The 15580-nt window shown below is 63.1% G+C and carries 14 protein-coding genes; 5 read left to right on the forward strand and 9 right to left on the reverse strand.

The genetic code is table 11. The features are described 5' to 3' along the window. Nucleotides 1-11 precede the first annotated feature (11 nt). The 3 genes from AC3RCP_RS20735 to AC3RCP_RS20745 are packed head-to-tail and all read right to left on the reverse strand — an operon-like array spanning nt 12 to nt 3084. On the reverse strand, nt 12-878 hold the full coding sequence (locus AC3RCP_RS20735) for a carbohydrate ABC transporter permease (RefSeq protein ID WP_007929620.1): 867 nt from the start codon (nt 876-878) through the stop codon (nt 12-14). After that, complete coding sequence (locus AC3RCP_RS20740; RefSeq protein ID WP_492570962.1) at nt 875-1990, reverse strand: ABC transporter ATP-binding protein; 1116 nt, start codon at nt 1988-1990, stop codon at nt 875-877. Before AC3RCP_RS20740 ends, AC3RCP_RS20735 begins: the two co-directional genes overlap by 4 nt. After that, complete coding sequence (locus tag AC3RCP_RS20745) at nt 1990-3084, reverse strand: ABC transporter ATP-binding protein (protein WP_007929624.1); 1095 nt, start codon at nt 3082-3084, stop codon at nt 1990-1992. Before AC3RCP_RS20745 ends, AC3RCP_RS20740 begins: the two co-directional genes overlap by 1 nt. 294 nt (nt 3085-3378) lie before the next feature. On the opposite strand from AC3RCP_RS20745, the gene AC3RCP_RS20750 reads away from it, so the two are divergent. The 3 genes from AC3RCP_RS20750 to AC3RCP_RS20760 are packed head-to-tail and all read left to right on the forward strand — an operon-like array spanning nt 3379 to nt 5922. Then, nucleotides 3379-5229 (forward strand): sigma-54-dependent Fis family transcriptional regulator, encoded by a 1851-nt coding sequence (locus AC3RCP_RS20750; RefSeq protein WP_492570961.1) that lies wholly within the window; start codon nt 3379-3381, stop codon nt 5227-5229. Nucleotides 5230-5254: 25 nt separating this feature from the next. Beyond that, nucleotides 5255-5548 carry a type II toxin-antitoxin system Phd/YefM family antitoxin gene (locus AC3RCP_RS20755; RefSeq protein WP_256593410.1) on the forward strand — a complete coding sequence of 98 codons (294 nt, stop codon included), beginning with the start codon at nt 5255-5257 and terminating at the stop codon, nt 5546-5548. Then, nucleotides 5545-5922, forward strand: a complete 378-nt coding sequence (locus AC3RCP_RS20760; protein WP_007929631.1) for a type II toxin-antitoxin system VapC family toxin — start codon at nt 5545-5547, stop codon at nt 5920-5922. The genes AC3RCP_RS20755 and AC3RCP_RS20760 overlap by 4 nt, the downstream gene beginning before the upstream one ends. Nucleotides 5923-5994: 72 nt before the next feature. Here AC3RCP_RS20760 and cysS read toward each other — a convergent pair whose 3' ends face one another. After that, on the reverse strand, nt 5995-7377 hold the full coding sequence (gene cysS / locus AC3RCP_RS20765; protein ID WP_053261852.1) for a cysteine--tRNA ligase: 1383 nt from the start codon (nt 7375-7377) through the stop codon (nt 5995-5997). A gap of 18 nt (nt 7378-7395) precedes the next feature. Beyond that, a complete protein-coding gene (locus tag AC3RCP_RS20770) occupies nt 7396-9093 on the reverse strand; it encodes a glutamine--tRNA ligase/YqeY domain fusion protein (protein ID WP_101338487.1) in 1698 nt (565 codons plus the stop codon). Between the two features lie 277 nt (nt 9094-9370). On the opposite strand from AC3RCP_RS20770, the gene AC3RCP_RS20775 reads away from it, so the two are divergent. Next, nucleotides 9371-9874: a peptidylprolyl isomerase gene (locus tag AC3RCP_RS20775; protein ID WP_009044603.1), complete on the forward strand. Its 504-nt coding sequence runs from the start codon at nt 9371-9373 to the stop codon at nt 9872-9874. Further along, complete coding sequence (gene lpxH, locus AC3RCP_RS20780) at nt 9871-10620, forward strand: UDP-2,3-diacylglucosamine diphosphatase (protein WP_007929635.1); 750 nt, start codon at nt 9871-9873, stop codon at nt 10618-10620. The genes AC3RCP_RS20775 and lpxH overlap by 4 nt, the downstream gene beginning before the upstream one ends. A 153-nt stretch (nt 10621-10773) precedes the next feature. Here the strand turns inward: lpxH and AC3RCP_RS20785 are convergent, their stop codons facing one another. The 4 genes from AC3RCP_RS20785 to AC3RCP_RS20800 form a co-directional block, all read right to left on the reverse strand. Then, nucleotides 10774-12303 carry a DHA2 family efflux MFS transporter permease subunit gene (locus AC3RCP_RS20785; RefSeq protein ID WP_492570960.1) on the reverse strand — a complete coding sequence of 510 codons (1530 nt, stop codon included), beginning with the start codon at nt 12301-12303 and terminating at the stop codon, nt 10774-10776. 65 nt (nt 12304-12368) lie between these two features. Further along, on the reverse strand, nt 12369-13571 hold the full coding sequence (locus AC3RCP_RS20790; RefSeq protein ID WP_492570959.1) for an HlyD family secretion protein: 1203 nt from the start codon (nt 13569-13571) through the stop codon (nt 12369-12371). A gap of 15 nt (nt 13572-13586) precedes the next feature. Next, on the reverse strand, nt 13587-15056 hold the full coding sequence (locus tag AC3RCP_RS20795; protein WP_101338490.1) for an efflux transporter outer membrane subunit: 1470 nt from the start codon (nt 15054-15056) through the stop codon (nt 13587-13589). After that, on the reverse strand, nt 15057-15530 hold the full coding sequence (locus AC3RCP_RS20800; RefSeq protein WP_007929642.1) for a MarR family winged helix-turn-helix transcriptional regulator: 474 nt from the start codon (nt 15528-15530) through the stop codon (nt 15057-15059). Nucleotides 15531-15580: the final 50 nt, after the last annotated feature.

Consider the following 15580-nt stretch of genomic DNA (forward strand, 5'->3'; position numbering starts at 1 on the left):
GGCGGCCGTCCTCAGCGATTGGCGTCGGAGTGGGTCATGGCGGTGTAGAACAGCCAGGACACCAGCAGGATGATCAGGAAGTACACCAGGGAGAACGCTGCGGCGGGGCCCAGGTCGAACTGACCGATCGCCATCTGGGTCAGGGTCTGGCTGAGGAAGGTCGTGGCGTTGCCCGGCCCGCCGCCGGTGAGCACGAACGGCTCGGTGTAGATCATGAAGCTGTCCATGAAACGCAGCATCACCGCGATCAGCAGCACGCTTTTCATCTTCGGCAACTGGATATGGCGGAACACCGCCCAGTTCGACGCCCGGTCGATGCGCGCCGCCTGGTAATACACGTCCGGGATCGCCCGCAGCCCCGAAAAGCAGAGCAGCGCCACCAGCGAGGTCCAGTGCCACACGTCCATCACCAGCACCGTGACCCAGGCATCCATGGTGTTGGCCGCGTAGTTGTAATCGATACCCAGGGCATTCAGCGCCGAGCCCATCAGGCCGATGTCGGCGCGACCGAAGATCTGCCAGATGGTGCCCACCACGTTCCACGGGATCAGCAGCGGAATGGCGAGGATGATCAGCACCACCGACGACCAGCGCCCCTTGCTCGGCATGGTCAGGGCGATGGCGATGCCCAAGGGAATTTCGATCAGCAGCACGCAGGCCGAATAGATGAACTGGCGCAGCAGCGAGTCGTGCAGGCGCGGGTCGAGCAGCACCTGGCGGTACCAGTCGGCGCCGACGAAGTAGCGGCTGGACTGGTCGAAAATGTCCTGCACCGAATAGTTGACCACGGTCATCATCGGGATCACCGCGCTGAAGGCCACCAGCAGGAACACCGGCAATACCAGCCACCAGGCCTTGTTGTTCTGCACTTTGTTCATGGCTGAACCTCGTTCGTGGCGTGGGCCTCCAGCAGGTATTCGTCGGCGTAGACCATCAGCCACTGCGCGGGGAAGCTGATGCAGGCCCTGCCCTGCGGCACCGTTTTGTCTTCGGCCAGCCGCACTTTCAAGACCGCGCCGTCGAGGTTCAGGGTCATGATCTTGTAGGTGCCCAGATCCTCGATATGGACCACCTCGGCCTGCAGCGCCTCCTCGTAAGGCTCGTCCCAGACATGGATGAACTCCGGGCGAATGCCGACTTTCAGGCTCTGGTAATCGGTCTCGGCGATTCGCTGCTGCAAGGCTTCAGGTAATGGCAGGTGGGTGCCCGCGAAGCCGACACCGCCGGCTTCCGCCCGGACCTCGATCAGGTTCATCCCCGGGCTGCCGATGAAGTAGCCGACAAAGGTGTGGCTCGGCCGCTCGAACAGCTCCCTCGGGGTACCGAACTGGACGATCTGCCCGCCGTACATCACCGCGATCTTGTCGGCGAAGGTCGAGGCTTCGAGCTGGTCGTGGGTGACATAGACCATGGTGATGTTGAACTGCTCGTGGATCTGCTTGAGCTTGCGCCGCAGCTTCCACTTCAGGTGCGGGTCGATCACCGTCAGCGGCTCGTCGAACAGGATCGCCGACACGTCGTCGCGCACCAGACCGCGGCCCATGGAAACCTTCTGCTTTTCGTCGGCGCTGAGGTTGCGGGCCTTCTTGTTCAGCAGCGCCTGCAAGTCGAGGACCTCGGCGATCTCCTGCACCTTGCTGTGCACCTTGGCCTCGGCCAGGCCCTGGTTGCGCAGCGGAAAGGCCAGGTTGTCGAACACCGTCATGGTGTCGTAGACCACCGGGAACTGGAAAACCTGGGCGATGTTGCGCTTCTCGGGAGTCAGCTCGTTGACCACCCGGGTATCGAACAGCACCTGCCCCTGGGACGGGCTGAGCAGCCCGGAAATGATGTTGAGCAAGGTCGACTTGCCGCAGCCGGACGGCCCGAGCAAGGCATAGGCGCCGCCCTGCTCCCAGACGTGGTTCATCTCGCGGATCGCATAGTCCTCGGGACCGGCCGGGCTACTGGTGTAACTGTGGGCGAGGTTGTGCAAACGGATCTCGGCCATCAGGCAACCCTCGCGACGCGCCGCCCCGGCGCCTGGACCAGACGGCCCTGGGCATCGAAGACGAACAGTTTGTGGGTGGGGATATAGATACGGATCGGCGCGTCGACGTCGTATTCGTGCACGCCGGGCAGGTGCAGCACCAACAGGAATTGTTCGTTGCGCACATGCAGGAAGGTTTCCGAGCCGCTGATTTCCGCCACCTCGACGGTCACCGCCAGCTCCAGGTCGTCGTCGTTGCTCGGCACCAGGGAGATATGGCTGGGCCGCACGCCGAAGCGGAACTCGCCCTCGCCGACCGGGCGCAGATCGACGTTCAGCGGAAAGTGCACGAAATTGGCGAAGCTCACTTCATTGCCGGCGATGCGCCCCGGCATCAGGTTGATCGGCGGCTCGGAGAACAGCTCGGCGGCCAGCACGGTCTGGGGCTGGTGATAGACCTCGGCGGTCTTGCCGCTCTGCACCAGACGCCCCTCGTGGAGGATGGTGGTGGTGCCGCCCAGGGCCAGCGCCTCGTTGGGCTCGGTGGTGGCATAGATGGCGATGGTGTGGCGGGCCTGGAACAGCTCGCGCATCTCCTGGCGCAGCTCTTCGCGCAGCTTGTAGTCGAGATTGACCAGCGGTTCGTCGAACAGGATCAGCTCGGCATCCTTGACCAGCGCCCGGGCCATCGCCGTGCGCTGCTGCTGGCCGCCGGACAGCTCCAGCGGATGGCGCTGCAGGAACTTCTCGATCCGCAGCATCTTCGCCGTCTCCAGCACCTTGCTCTCGATCAGTTGCGCCGAAACGCCGGCCTGGCGCAGCGGCGAGGCAATATTCTCGAACACGGTCATGGTCGGGTAGTTGATGAACTGCTGATAGACCATCGACACGTTGCGCAACCGCACCGGGCGCCCGGTGACGTCCACGCCGTTCATCAGGATGCGCCCGCTGGCGGGCTTGTCGAGCCCGGCGATCAAGCGCATCAGGCTGGTCTTGCCGGACAGCGTGCGCCCCAGCAGGACATTGAAGGAACCGGGTTCAAAGCGCAGCGAGATGTCATCGATCCAGGTCTGGCCCTCGACGACACGGCTGACGTGCTCCAGCGTTAATGACATGGCTCGGCCTTTTTTATTATTGGAGTCAAGCGACCGCAGCAGCAGAGCGACTTTCGTGCCAGAACCGCGGCACCAAACCAAGCCACTGATAAGCCTGATATTTATTAAAAGACCGGCTATTGGAAGGTTCACAGCTGAACAGAAATGAACAACCCGCACTGAACAACTGAACAGTCCGGCGGTTGACAATGAACAAGAGTGAACAACACTGGATGGACGCTTTTGCCCGTAAACGCCACAGTCCCGGGCCTAGGCCAATAACAACAATAAAAGCGTTTTCAGAGACCTACCGCCATGAGCGCACCTGCCTCACCGCTGTCTCACGAGACCATCATCAAGGACTCCTGGAGTCGCTGCCGGGCCTTTGGCCTCAGCCACCAGAGCGCGCCCGCCTTCGACCAACTGCCCGCCGAGCGCATCGCCCAGTTGCTGGAGAGCCAGCATGCCCTGGTGCAGACCACCCACCAGGAAGTCCTGCCCTACTACGAGAACATCCTCAGCAACTCCAATTGCCTGATCATGCTCGCCGACAACCAGGGCCAGGTGCTGACCTCCTGGGGCACCCAGCGTTTTATCGAGCCGAGCCTGGCCCGTGGTTTCAGCGCCGGCGCCAGCTGGCTGGAACACTGCAGCGGGACCAACGCCATCGGCACCGCCCTGGCTTGCGAACAGGCGGTGCATATCGAGCACGATGAACACTTTCTCAAGGCCAACCGCTTCATGACCGGCTCGGCCGCGCCGATCTTCGATGCCGAGCGCCGGGTGATCGCGGTGCTGGACGTCTCCAGCGACAGCTACCTGCCGCCCTCCCATACCCTGGGCATGGTCAAGATGATGAGCCAGACCGTGGAGAACCGGCTGATCCTCAACCTGTTTGAGGGCCGGCATTTCCAGCTGACCTTCAACACCGGCCTGAACAACCTCGACAGCCAATGGGCCGGCCTGTTGATCTTCGATGACAGCGGCCAGGTGCTTTCGGCCAACCGCCGCGCCGACAACCTGCTGGGCATCAGCCTGTCGCGGGTCGGCATCGAAAGCCTGTTCAAGGTGTCACTGCTGGAATTGCTCAACCAGCCCGAAGGCCTGCCCTTCGCCCTGCAGGCTGCCGGTCGCAACCGCTTCCATTGCCTGCTCAAGCGTCCAAGGCAGATGCCGATCCAGGCCCGAGTCTTCGTCGAGCCACCTTCCCGTCCGGCTCCCGCCAACACAGATGCCATCAGCCTGAACACCCTGCACTTCGGCGACAGCCGGGTGGAGAAAGCCGTGCGCCAGGCCGAACGGCTGCTGGAAAAGGACATTCCGCTGCTGATCCACGGCGAAACCGGCGTCGGCAAGGAAGTTTTCGTCAAGGCCCTGCACCAAGCCAGCTCGCGGAGCAAACAGGCGTTCATTGCCGTCAACTGCGCGGCGATTCCCGCCGAACTGGTGGAGTCCGAGTTGTTCGGCTACGAGAAAGGCGCCTTCACCGGCGCCAGCCAGAAAGGCAGCATCGGCCTGATCCGCAAGGCCGACAAAGGCACGCTGTTCCTCGACGAAATCGGCGACATGCCCTTGCCGACCCAGGCCCGCCTGTTGCGTGTGCTGCAGGAGCGCTGCGTACAACCGGTGGGTAGCAGCGAGCTGTTCCCGGTGGACATCCGCATCATCTCGGCGACCAACCGCTCCCTGCGCGAACAGGTACAACTCGGGCGTTTTCGCGAGGACCTGTATTACCGCATCGGCGGCCTGACCCTGGAGTTGCCGCCCCTGCGCGAACGCAGCGACAAACAGGCGCTGTTCAAGCGCATCTGGGAACAGCATCGCGAGTCCGGCCAATGGGCCGGGCTCAGCCGCGATGTCCAGGAACTGTTCGAGCGCCATCCCTGGCCGGGCAACCTGCGCCAGGTCAGCAGTGTGATGCAGGTAGCACTGGCCATGGCCGAAGAACAGCCGATCCGCGCCGAGCACCTGCCGGACGACTTTTTTGTCGACCTGGACATGGAGCCAGCCACCAGCCACGAACCGCCCGGCGACATCGACCTGCAAGACACCCCCGACCTGCACCGCCAGCTCAAGGCCGTGGGTGGCAACATCTCCCTATTGGCCCGGCGCCTGGGGGTGAGTCGCAATACCCTGTACAAGCGCTTGCGACAGCTGGATACATAAAACCTGACCTGCCGTCTGCCTCGGCTTGGCCGGGATCGAATATTCTGGCTATATTTGTCCAGAATATTGGAGAAACCTCATGATCACTGTCCCGCTGGCAGAAGCCAAAAACAACCTGTCCAAACTGGTCGACGATGCCGCGGCAGGACAGGTCATTACCATCGCCAAACACGGTCGTGCCCTCGCCCGCCTGGTTCCCGTCGGCAAACCGTCGGGGCAGCGCATTGGTGCAATGAAAGGCAAACTGGTGCTTCCCGACGACTTTGACGCCCCGCTGCCGGACGACATGCTCGACGCCTTCGAAGGTACCCGGGAGTGAGAGTCCTGCTCGACACGCATATTCTGCTCTGGACCCTCAGCGACGATCCGAAGTTGTCGGCCAAGGCCCGAAAGCTGATTGAAAGCGCTGCCGAAATCTATATCAGCGCCGCGTCTTTCTGGGAGATGGCCATCAAGGTTGGCCTGGGCAAGCTTGATGTGGACCTGGAAGAGATTCGCGAATATTGCCTGGCGAGCGGTTTCATCGAACTGGCCATCACCTCGGAACACGCCATTGCGGTCAAAGACCTTGAACATCACCACCGCGATCCCTTTGACCGGCTGATTGTGGCCACCGCGATCAGCGAACCGATGAAACTGCTGACCGCCGACCCGCTAGTCGCCAAGTACAGCTCCCTGGCCATTCTGGTTTGATCCCGCACAGATAAATCGCAGGCAAACAAAAACCCGCACAAGGCGGGTTTCTGTTTGTCGCCAGTACAACGATCAGTCAGCCAGGCGCCAGGTAGTCCCGCCCTTGCCGTCTTCCAGCACCACGCCCATGGCGGTGATCTGGTCGCGGATGCGGTCGGACTCGGCCCAGTCCTTGTTGGCCCGGGCAGCCAGGCGCGCCTGGATCAACGCTTCGACCTGCGCCGCGTCGACCCGGCCTTCGGCACCGGCCTGCAGGAAGTCATCGGCGTCCAGCTGCAGCACACCCAGCACGTCCGCCAGTTCCCGCAGGCGCGCCGCCAGACCGGCCGCCGCATTGAGATCGCTCTCGCGCAGACGGTTGATCTCGCGCACCATCTCGAACAGCACCGCACAGGCTTCCGGCGTGCCGAAGTCGTCGTTCATCACCTCGGTGAAACGCTCGACGAAGGCTTCGCCACCGGCGGCCGGTACAGTCGGCAGGCCTTTGAGGGCGTGGTAGAAACGCTCCAGGGCGCCCTTGGCGTCCTTGAGGTTGTCTTCCGAGTAGTTGATCGCGCTGCGGTAGTGGCTCGACACCAGCAGGTAACGCACCACTTCCGGATGGTACTTGTCGAGCACGTCGCGGATGGTGAAGAAGTTGTTCAAGGACTTGGACATCTTCTCGCCATTGATGCGGATCATGCCGCAATGCATCCAGGCATTGGCGTAGGTCTTGCCGGTGGCCGCCTCGCTCTGGGCGATCTCGTTTTCATGGTGCGGGAACTCGAGGTCGCTGCCGCCGCCATGAATGTCGAAGGTCTCGCCCAGGCAGCAAGTCGACATCACCGAGCATTCGATGTGCCAGCCCGGACGCCCGGCGCCCCATGGCGATTCCCAGCTCGGCTCGCCCGGCTTGGCGGCTTTCCACAGCACGAAGTCCAGCGGGTCCTGCTTCGACTCGTCGACTTCGATGCGCGCGCCGATGCGCAGGTCTTCGATCTTCTTGCGCGACAGCTTGCCGTAACCGAGGAACTTGCCGACCCGGTAGTACACGTCGCCGTTGCCCGGCGCGTAGGCGTAGCCCTTGTCGATCAGGGTCTGGATCATCGCGTGCATGCCGGCGATATGGTCGGTGGCACGCGGTTCCATGTCCGGCTTCTTGATGTTCAGGCGCGCTTCGTCTTCGTGCATCGCCGCGATCATGCGCTCGGTCAACGCCTCGAACGATTCGCCGTTCTCGTTGGCCCGATTGATGATCTTGTCGTCGATGTCGGTGATGTTGCGCACATAGGTCAGGTCGTAGCCGCTGAAGCGCAGCCAGCGGGTCACCAGGTCGAAGGCGACCATGCTGCGGCCGTGGCCCAGGTGGCAATAGTCGTACACGGTCATGCCGCACACGTACATGCGCACCTTGTTGCCATCGAGCGGCTTGAAGACTTCTTTGCTCTTGGTGAGCGTGTTGTAGATCGTTAGCACAAGGAGTTCCTTAACTGATCACTGACCCCAGGAGTCGCGCAGGGTCACGGTACGGTTGAATACCGGTGCGCCCGGTTTCGAGTCCTTGATATCCGCGCAGAAGTAACCTTCGCGCTCGAACTGGAAACGGTCTTCCGGCTGTGCGTTGCCCAGCGAGGGTTCGGCACGACAACCAGTGAGGACCTGCAGGGAGTCAGGGTTGATGTTGTCCAGGAAACTTGCGCTGTCCTCGGCCTTCTCCGGGTTCGGCGAACGGAACAGGCGATCGTACAGGCGCACTTCGCACTCGACGCTGGCGGCGGCCGGCACCCAGTGGATCACGCCCTTGACTTTGCGCCCTTCCGGGTTCTTGCCCAGGGTGTCCGGGTCGTACGAGCAACGCAGCTCGACGATGTTGCCATCGGCGTCCTTGATCGCCTCGTCGGCGCGGATCACGTAGCTGCCGCGCAGGCGCACTTCGCCGGCCGGCTCCAGGCGCTTGTAGCCCTTTGGCGGCTCTTCCATGAAGTCGTCGCGATCGATGTAGATTTCACGGGCGAACGGCAACACCCGCACACCCATGTCTTCTTTCGGGTGACGCGGCAATTCGAGGTTCTCGACCTGGCCTTCAGGGTAGTTGGTGATCACCACCTTCAGCGGACGCAGCACGCACATGGCGCGCGGGGCGCTGTGGTCGAGGTCGTCACGGATGCTGAATTCCAGCATGCCGAAGTCCACCACGCCGTCGGAACGGTTGGTGCCGACCATTTCGCAGAAATTGCGGATGGATTTCGGCGTGTAGCCACGACGACGGAAGCCCGACAGGGTCGACATGCGCGGGTCGTCCCAACCGTTGACGTGCTTCTCGTCCACCAGTTGCTTGAGCTTGCGTTTGCTGGTGATGGTGTAGTTCAGGTTCAGGCGGCTGAACTCGTACTGGCGCGGCTGTGCCGGCACCGGCAGGTTCTCCAGGAACCATTCGTACAGCGGGCGATGGCTTTCGAACTCCAGGGTGCAGATCGAGTGGGTGATGCCTTCGATGGCGTCCGACTGACCGTGAGTGAAGTCGTAGTTCGGGTAGATGCACCACTTGTCGCCGGTCTGGTGGTGATGCGCATGGCGGATGCGATACATGATCGGGTCGCGCAGGTTCATGTTCGGCGAGGCCATGTCGATCTTGGCCCGCAGCACACGTGCACCGTCCGGGAATTCGCCAGCGCGCATGCGGGCAAACAGGTCCAGGTTCTCTTCGACGCTGCGATCGCGGAACGGGCTGTTCTTGCCCGGCTCGGTCAGGCTGCCACGGTATTCCTTGGCCTGCTCGGGGGTCAGGTCGTCGACATAGGCCTTGCCCGCCTTGATCAGCTCCACCGCCCAGTCGTGCAGCTGGTCGAAGTATTGCGAGGCGTAGCGCACTTCACCGGACCACTCGAAGCCCAGCCACTTGACGTCGCTTTCGATGGCGTCGATGTATTCCTGGTCTTCCTTGGCCGGGTTGGTGTCGTCGAAACGCAGGTGGGTGACGCCGCCGAATTCCTGGGCCAGCCCGAAGTTCACGCAGATCGACTTGGCGTGACCGATGTGCAGGTAGCCGTTGGGTTCCGGCGGGAAGCGGGTCACGATCTGTGTGTGCTTACCCGAGTCCAGGTCCGCCTGGATGATCGGGCGCAGGAAGTTGACCGGAACGGCCGGTCCGGTCTTGGAATTCGAGGTAGGGTCGACAGTGGGCTTGCTCATAGGATCCTTGAACGTACAAGTGCGCGGCCGGTGCGGCCTGATAAATCAAAACGGATATCATAGCCGATGCGGTCAAGCCCCTGACAGAGCGGGCTTTAAATCTGCCGCGATTAATCCGTCGCAAATGAAAAAACAGCCTCGAATTTCACGCCCGGCACGCTAAACTGCGCACCTTGGCGGATTTTTGCCGGCGCGGTTCCGGCCTGCGGGCCCCATGCCTGTCTCCCGGAACCCGGGAATTCCTTGAAAACGCTCCTCCTTATAAAGAGTACCGATCATGACCCAAGTCAAACTGACCACCAACCACGGCGACATCGTGCTGGAACTGAACGCCGAGAAAGCCCCGGTCACCGTGGCCAACTTCATCGAATACGTTAAAGCCGGTCATTACGAAAACACCGTATTCCACCGCGTCATCGGTAACTTCATGATCCAGGGCGGCGGTTTCGAGCCAGGCATGAAAGAAAAGAAAGACAAGCGTCCAAGCATCCAGAACGAAGCCGACAACGGTCTTTCCAACGACAAGTACACCGTCGCCATGGCCCGCACCATGGAGCCGCATTCGGCTTCCGCGCAGTTCTTCATCAACGTCGCTGACAACAGCTTCCTCAACCACAGCGGCAAGACCGTGCAGGGCTGGGGCTACGCGGTATTCGGCAAAGTGGTTGCCGGCACCGAAGTGGTCGACAAGATCAAAGGCGTGGCCACCACCATGAAGGCCGGCCACCAGGACGTACCGGCAGAAGACGTGATCATCGAGAAAGCCGAGATCGTTGAGTGATACTGCTGATTTCAGATTTGCATCTGGAAGAGGAGCGCCCGGACATTACCCGGGCGTTTCTGGATTTACTGGGCGGGCGTGCCCGCTCGGCGCAGGCGCTGTACATCCTGGGAGATTTCTTCGAGGTCTGGATCGGCGACGACGCCATGACCCCCTACCAGCTTTCCATTTGCCAGGCACTGCGCGAGCTCAGCGACAGCGGCACGCAGGTTTTCCTGATGCATGGCAATCGCGACTTCATGCTCGGCAAGGCCTTCTGCAAAGCCGCGGGCGCGACCCTGCTCAAGGACCCGAGCGTGGTCGACTTCTACGGCGAGCCGGTGCTGCTGATGCACGGCGACAGCCTGTGCACCCGCGACGAAGCCTACATGCGCATGCGCCGCTACCTGCGCAACCCGGTTTCGTTGTGGATCCTCAGGCACCTGCCGCTGCGCACCCGGCACAAGCTGGCGCGCAAGCTGCGCAATGAAAGCCGCGCGCAAACCCGCATGAAGGCCAACGACATCGTCGACGTGACCCCGGACGAAGTGCCGCGGATCATGCAGGCGTTCAAGGTGCGGACCCTGGTCCACGGACACACCCACCGCCCGGCCATCCACAAGTTGCAGATCGGCGACCAGGCCGCCAAGCGCATCGTGCTGGGGGACTGGGACCGTCAGGGCTGGGCCTTGCAGGTGGATGAACAGGGCTTCCAGCTGGCGGCTTTCGACTTCGTGCCGTCACAGCAGGCATTGCCCCGCCTGTAGCGCCCCGCAGGCTGCAATAAGGCCCGAAGGGCCTCGCGAGGCCTGCCAGGCGAACGCTGCGCGCTCTATCGCAAACAAGCTCGCTCCTACAAAAAGGTACCTCCCCTGTAGGAGCGAGCTTGCTCGCGATAATTCCTCTGCCCTACCGCACCCTCAATGACCCGCCGACGCCGGCCCGGCCTTGGCCGTGAACGGTGGCTTGGCCAGCCACACCAGCAGGATCAGCGCCATGAAGCTCCAGCCCAGCAACGTGAAGTAGTCCACGGTGGACATCATGTACGCCTGCCCGGTCAGCACCTGGTCCAGCTGCGCGTAGGCCTGGTTGCTGGCACCGCCCAGGGCGTTCAGGGCATCGCGGGTGGCCGGCTCGAAGCTGCTGATGTGTTCACTCATGTAGGCATGGTGCTCGTTCGCCCGGCGGATCCAGATCCAGGTGGTCAACGACGCGGCGAAGCTGCCGCCCAGGGTCCGCAGGAAGGTGGCCAGGCCGGCGCCATCGGCGATCTGCTGCGGCGGCAGGTCCGACATCAGGATGCTCAGGGTCGGCATGAAGAACAGCGCCACGCCGATGCCCATGAACAGCTGCACCAGGGCGATGTGCTGGAAGTCCACCTCGTTGGTGAACCCGGCGCGCATAAAGCAGCTCAGACCGATCGCCAGGAACGCCAGACCGGCCAGCAAGCGCAGGTCGAACTTGTGCGCGTACTTGCCGACGAAAGGCGACATCAGCACCGGCAGGATGCCGATCGGCGCCACCGCCAGGCCGGCCCAGGTCGCGGTATAGCCCATCTGGGTCTGCAACCACTGCGGCAGGATCAGGTTGATGCCGAAGAAGCCGGCATAACCGCCCACCAGCACGATGGTGCCGATGCGGAAGTTGCGGTGGGCGAACAGCCGCAGGTTGACCACCGGATGGCGGTCGGTCATTTCCCAGATCACGAACACCGCCAGGGCGATCAGCGAAATCAGCGTGCCGATAACGATGAAGTTGGATTCGAACCAGTCCAGGTCGTTGCCCTTGTCGAGCACGATCTGCAAGGCACCGACGCCGACGATCAGGCTCAGCAGGCCGATGTAGTCCATCGGCTGGCGACTGGTCACCACCGGCCGCGCCTTCAGTTGCTGCTTGACCACCCAGGCGGCGAACAGGCCGATCGGCACGTTGATGAAAAAGATCCACGGCCAGCTGTAACTGTCGGTGATCCAGCCACCGAGAATCGGCCCGGCAATCGGCGCCACCACCGTGACCATCGCCAGCAGCGCCAGGGCCATGCCCCTTTTCGCCGGCGGGTAGACCGCGATCAGCAGGGTCTGGGTCATCGGGTACAACGGCCCGGCCACTACCCCTTGCAGCACACGAAAGCCCACCAGCTCGGGCATGGAAGTGGAAATCCCGCAGAGGAACGAGGCCAGCACGAACAGCAGGGTGGCCCAGATAAACAGCTTCACTTCGCCGAAGCGCCGGCTCAGCCAGCCGGTCAGCGGCAAAGCGATGGCGTTGCTCACGGCAAACGAGGTGATCACCCAGGTGCCCTGCTCCGAACTCACCCCGAGGTTGCCGGAGATGGTCGGCAAGGCCACGTTGGCGATGGTGGTGTCGAGCACCTGCATGAAGGTCGCCAGCGACAGGCCGATGGTGCTGAGCAACAGGCTGGGCGGCGTGAAAGAGGCGTTATTGCTCATCGCGAATCCTATGAAGCGAGGCAGGCGCCGCGGCCGCTAACGGCCGCAGCAGAGGGATCGGCGAATCAGCGCTGCGCGGTCTTGCCGATGACGGCGCTGTTGTCGTGGATCAGGCGAGCAATCAGGGCATCGGCCTCGCCCAGCTGGCGGTCGTAGACGCTGGTGCTGAACGACGCCTTTTGTGGCGGCTGCTGGGCCAGCACGGGGCCGCTCTGGTCATGCAGGTCGACGTTGACCACCGTCGACAGGCCGACCCGCAGCGGGTGCCTGGCCAGTTCTTCGGCATTCACATGGATGCGCACCGGTACCCGCTGCACGATCTTGATCCAGTTGCCGGTGGCGTTCTGCGCCGGCAACAGGGCGAAGGCACTGCCGGTACCGGCGCCCAGGCTGTCGATGGTGCCGCTGTACTTGACGTCGCTGCCGTAGATATCGGCCTCGATGTCCACCGGCTGGCCGATGCGCATGTCACGCAGCTGGGTTTCCTTGAAGTTGGCGTCGATCCACAGTTGGTCGAGCGGGATCACCGCCATCAACGCAGTGCCCGGCTGTACCCGCTGGCCCAGTTGCACGGTGCGCTTGGCGACATAACCGGTCACCGGGGCGATCAGGGTGCTGCGGGCGTTGGTCAGGTAGGCCTGGCGCAGTTGCGCGGCGGCCGCCTGCACGTCCGGATGGTTCGATACCACGGTGTCGTCCACCAGCGCGTTGGTGGTGTTGAGCTGCTGCTGGGCATTGGCCAGGGCGTTCTGCGCCGAGGTCAGGTCGTCGCGGGCGTGGGACAGTTCTTCCTGGGAAATCGCCCCGCTGCTGGCGAGGGTCCGGCGACGGTTGAAGTTGTCCTGGGCCTTCTGCACTTCGGCCTTCTGCGCCGCCACCTGGGCGCGCATGCCGTCGACATTGCTGTACAGCCCGCGCACCTGGCGCACGGTGCGGGCCAGGTTGGCCTCGGCGCTTTGCAGGCCGACCTCGGCATCGTTGGGGTCGAAGTTGATCAGCACCTGGCCTTCGTGGACCAGGTCGCCATCGTCGGCACCGATGCTGACCACCGTACCGGTGACCAGCGGGGTGATTTCCACCACGTTGCCGTTCACATAGGCGTCGTCGGTGCCTTCGTTCCAGCGTCCGTAGAGTTCATACCAGGCAAAGACCCCCAGCCCGCCCAGGACGATCAGCGCCACCAGGCCCAGCAGCATGACCTTGCGCTTGCGCGGGTTGGCGGTGTCCGGGGTGTTTTCAGGAGCGTTGTTGGTTGCGGCAGTGGCCATGATGAGTACCTTGAATTATTGAGTGCGCGAGGCTGGGGTCGGGGTGGCCGCGGCCAGATTGTCGGTCTGGAAACCACCGCCCAGGGCCTGCATCAGTTGGATCGACAGGTCGATCTGCTGGGCATTCAGGGTCGCCAGCTGACGCTGGGCCTGCAGTAATTGCTGCTCGATGCTGAGCACGTCCAGGTAATTGCCGATCCCCGAGCCATAACGCTGGACCACGGTGTCGTAGGAGTCCTGGGCGATGTCGGTGGCGTGTTGCTGGGCGGCGATCTGCCGACCGATGTCACGCAGCTGGGAAATGGTGTCGCTGACATCCCCCAGGGCATTCACCAGGCTCTTGTTGTACTGCGCCACGGCCAGGTCGTAGTCGGCGTCCCGGGCATCCAGGTCGGCGCGCAGGCGGCCACCGTCGAAGATCGGCAGCGACACGGTCGGGGCGATGTTGAAGAAGCGGCTGGCCGATCCGAACATCGCGTCCCCCAGCAACGCTTGAGTGCCGGCAGCGGCGCTCAGGTTGAGGTTGGGATAGAAGTTGGTCTTGCCGGCGTCGATGCTCTTGCTCGCCGCCTCGACCCGCCAGCGCGCGGCCACCAGGTCCGGACGGCGGCCCAGCAGTTCCGCCGGCAGCACCGACGGCAGTGCCACCGCGCTGGCCTGCAGGACTTTCGGCCGGGCGATTTCGTTGCCCCGGTCCGGGCCTTTGCCGAGCAATACCGCGAGGGCGATCTTGGCGCTCTGCAGGTTTTTCTCGGCGTCGATCAGGCTGGCTTCGGAGCTGGCCTCCAGGCTTTCGGTCTGCTGGTACTGGTACTGGCTGTCGATGCCCGAGCTCAGGCGCTTCTGGCTCAGGTCGAGCATCTGCCGGGTGCGCTTGAGGTCTTCAGTGGCCAGGTCATGGACGATATGCGCCTGGCCCAGGTCGCTGTAGGCCCGAGCCACGTCGGCGGCCAGGGTCAGTTGCGCGGCCTGGCGATCGATCTCGGCGGCGCGCGCCTGGCCCAGGGCGGCTTCCCAGGTATCGCGCTGGCCGCCCCAGAGGTCGAAGGTGTAATTGAAGTTGCCTGTCAGGCTGCGCATCGTGCTGTAGTTGTCGCCCTGCCCACTCGGGTCCTGCGAACGGGACAGGCGCGAGCGGCTGACACTGCCGCTGGCGTCCAGGGTCGGCATGCGTGCCGCGTCCGCGGCATAGGCCGCCGCGCTGGCCTGGTGGGCGCGGGCGCGGGCGATCTGCATGTCGGGGCTGTCGTGCAGGGCCTCGCGGATCAGGCCGTCGAGCTGTGGATCGCCCAGGCTCTTCCACCAGTCGCTCTTCGGCCAGGCCGCCGGCGACAGGGTCACGCCACTCAGGGATTGTCCGGCCTTGAGGGATTTGGCATCGAGGCTCACGCCTTCGGTTGTCAGGCCGCTGTAGTTGGCACATCCCGCCAGGCTCATGGCCAGCAGCACCAGGCTCAAACGGGCACGCAAGGTTTTACTGCTCATTTACTTATCACCTACCCGCAACACGGTGATCGGGTCACCGGCCGCCAGCAAAATTTTCTTGAGGATCTGTTCCAGGGTTTTCAACTCTTCGGGGGTGATGGCGCCGGCCAGTTGGTTCATGGCGTTGGCGCCGATGTGCGGCAGGCAGTCGGCGAGCTTCTGGCCCTCCTCGGTGAGCACCAGGCGCACCTGACGACGGTCGTGCTCCGAGCGTTGGCGGGCGAGGAAGTCCTTCTGCTCCAGGCGATCGAGCATGCGGGTCATGGAACCGCTGTCCAGGGACAGGTGGCGGCACAGCTCGGCCGGGGTGTCGACGCCGAACTGGGCCATGATGATCAGCACCTTGAACTGCGCGGCGGTGATGCCGTGGGGTTCCATGTGGGTGTCGATGATCCGGTCCTTGAGCAGGGCCGCGCGGCCCAGCAAGAGCCCGAGGTGGCAATTGTGGAAATCGTCTGGGGTGAAGTGCTTCATCTGACCACCTGTTAGCTGCCTAGGCAGCGAAAGTATGTCGAGATGTTACT

It is taken from the genome of Pseudomonas sp. GW822-FHT05A08 (genome assembly GCF_058800485.1).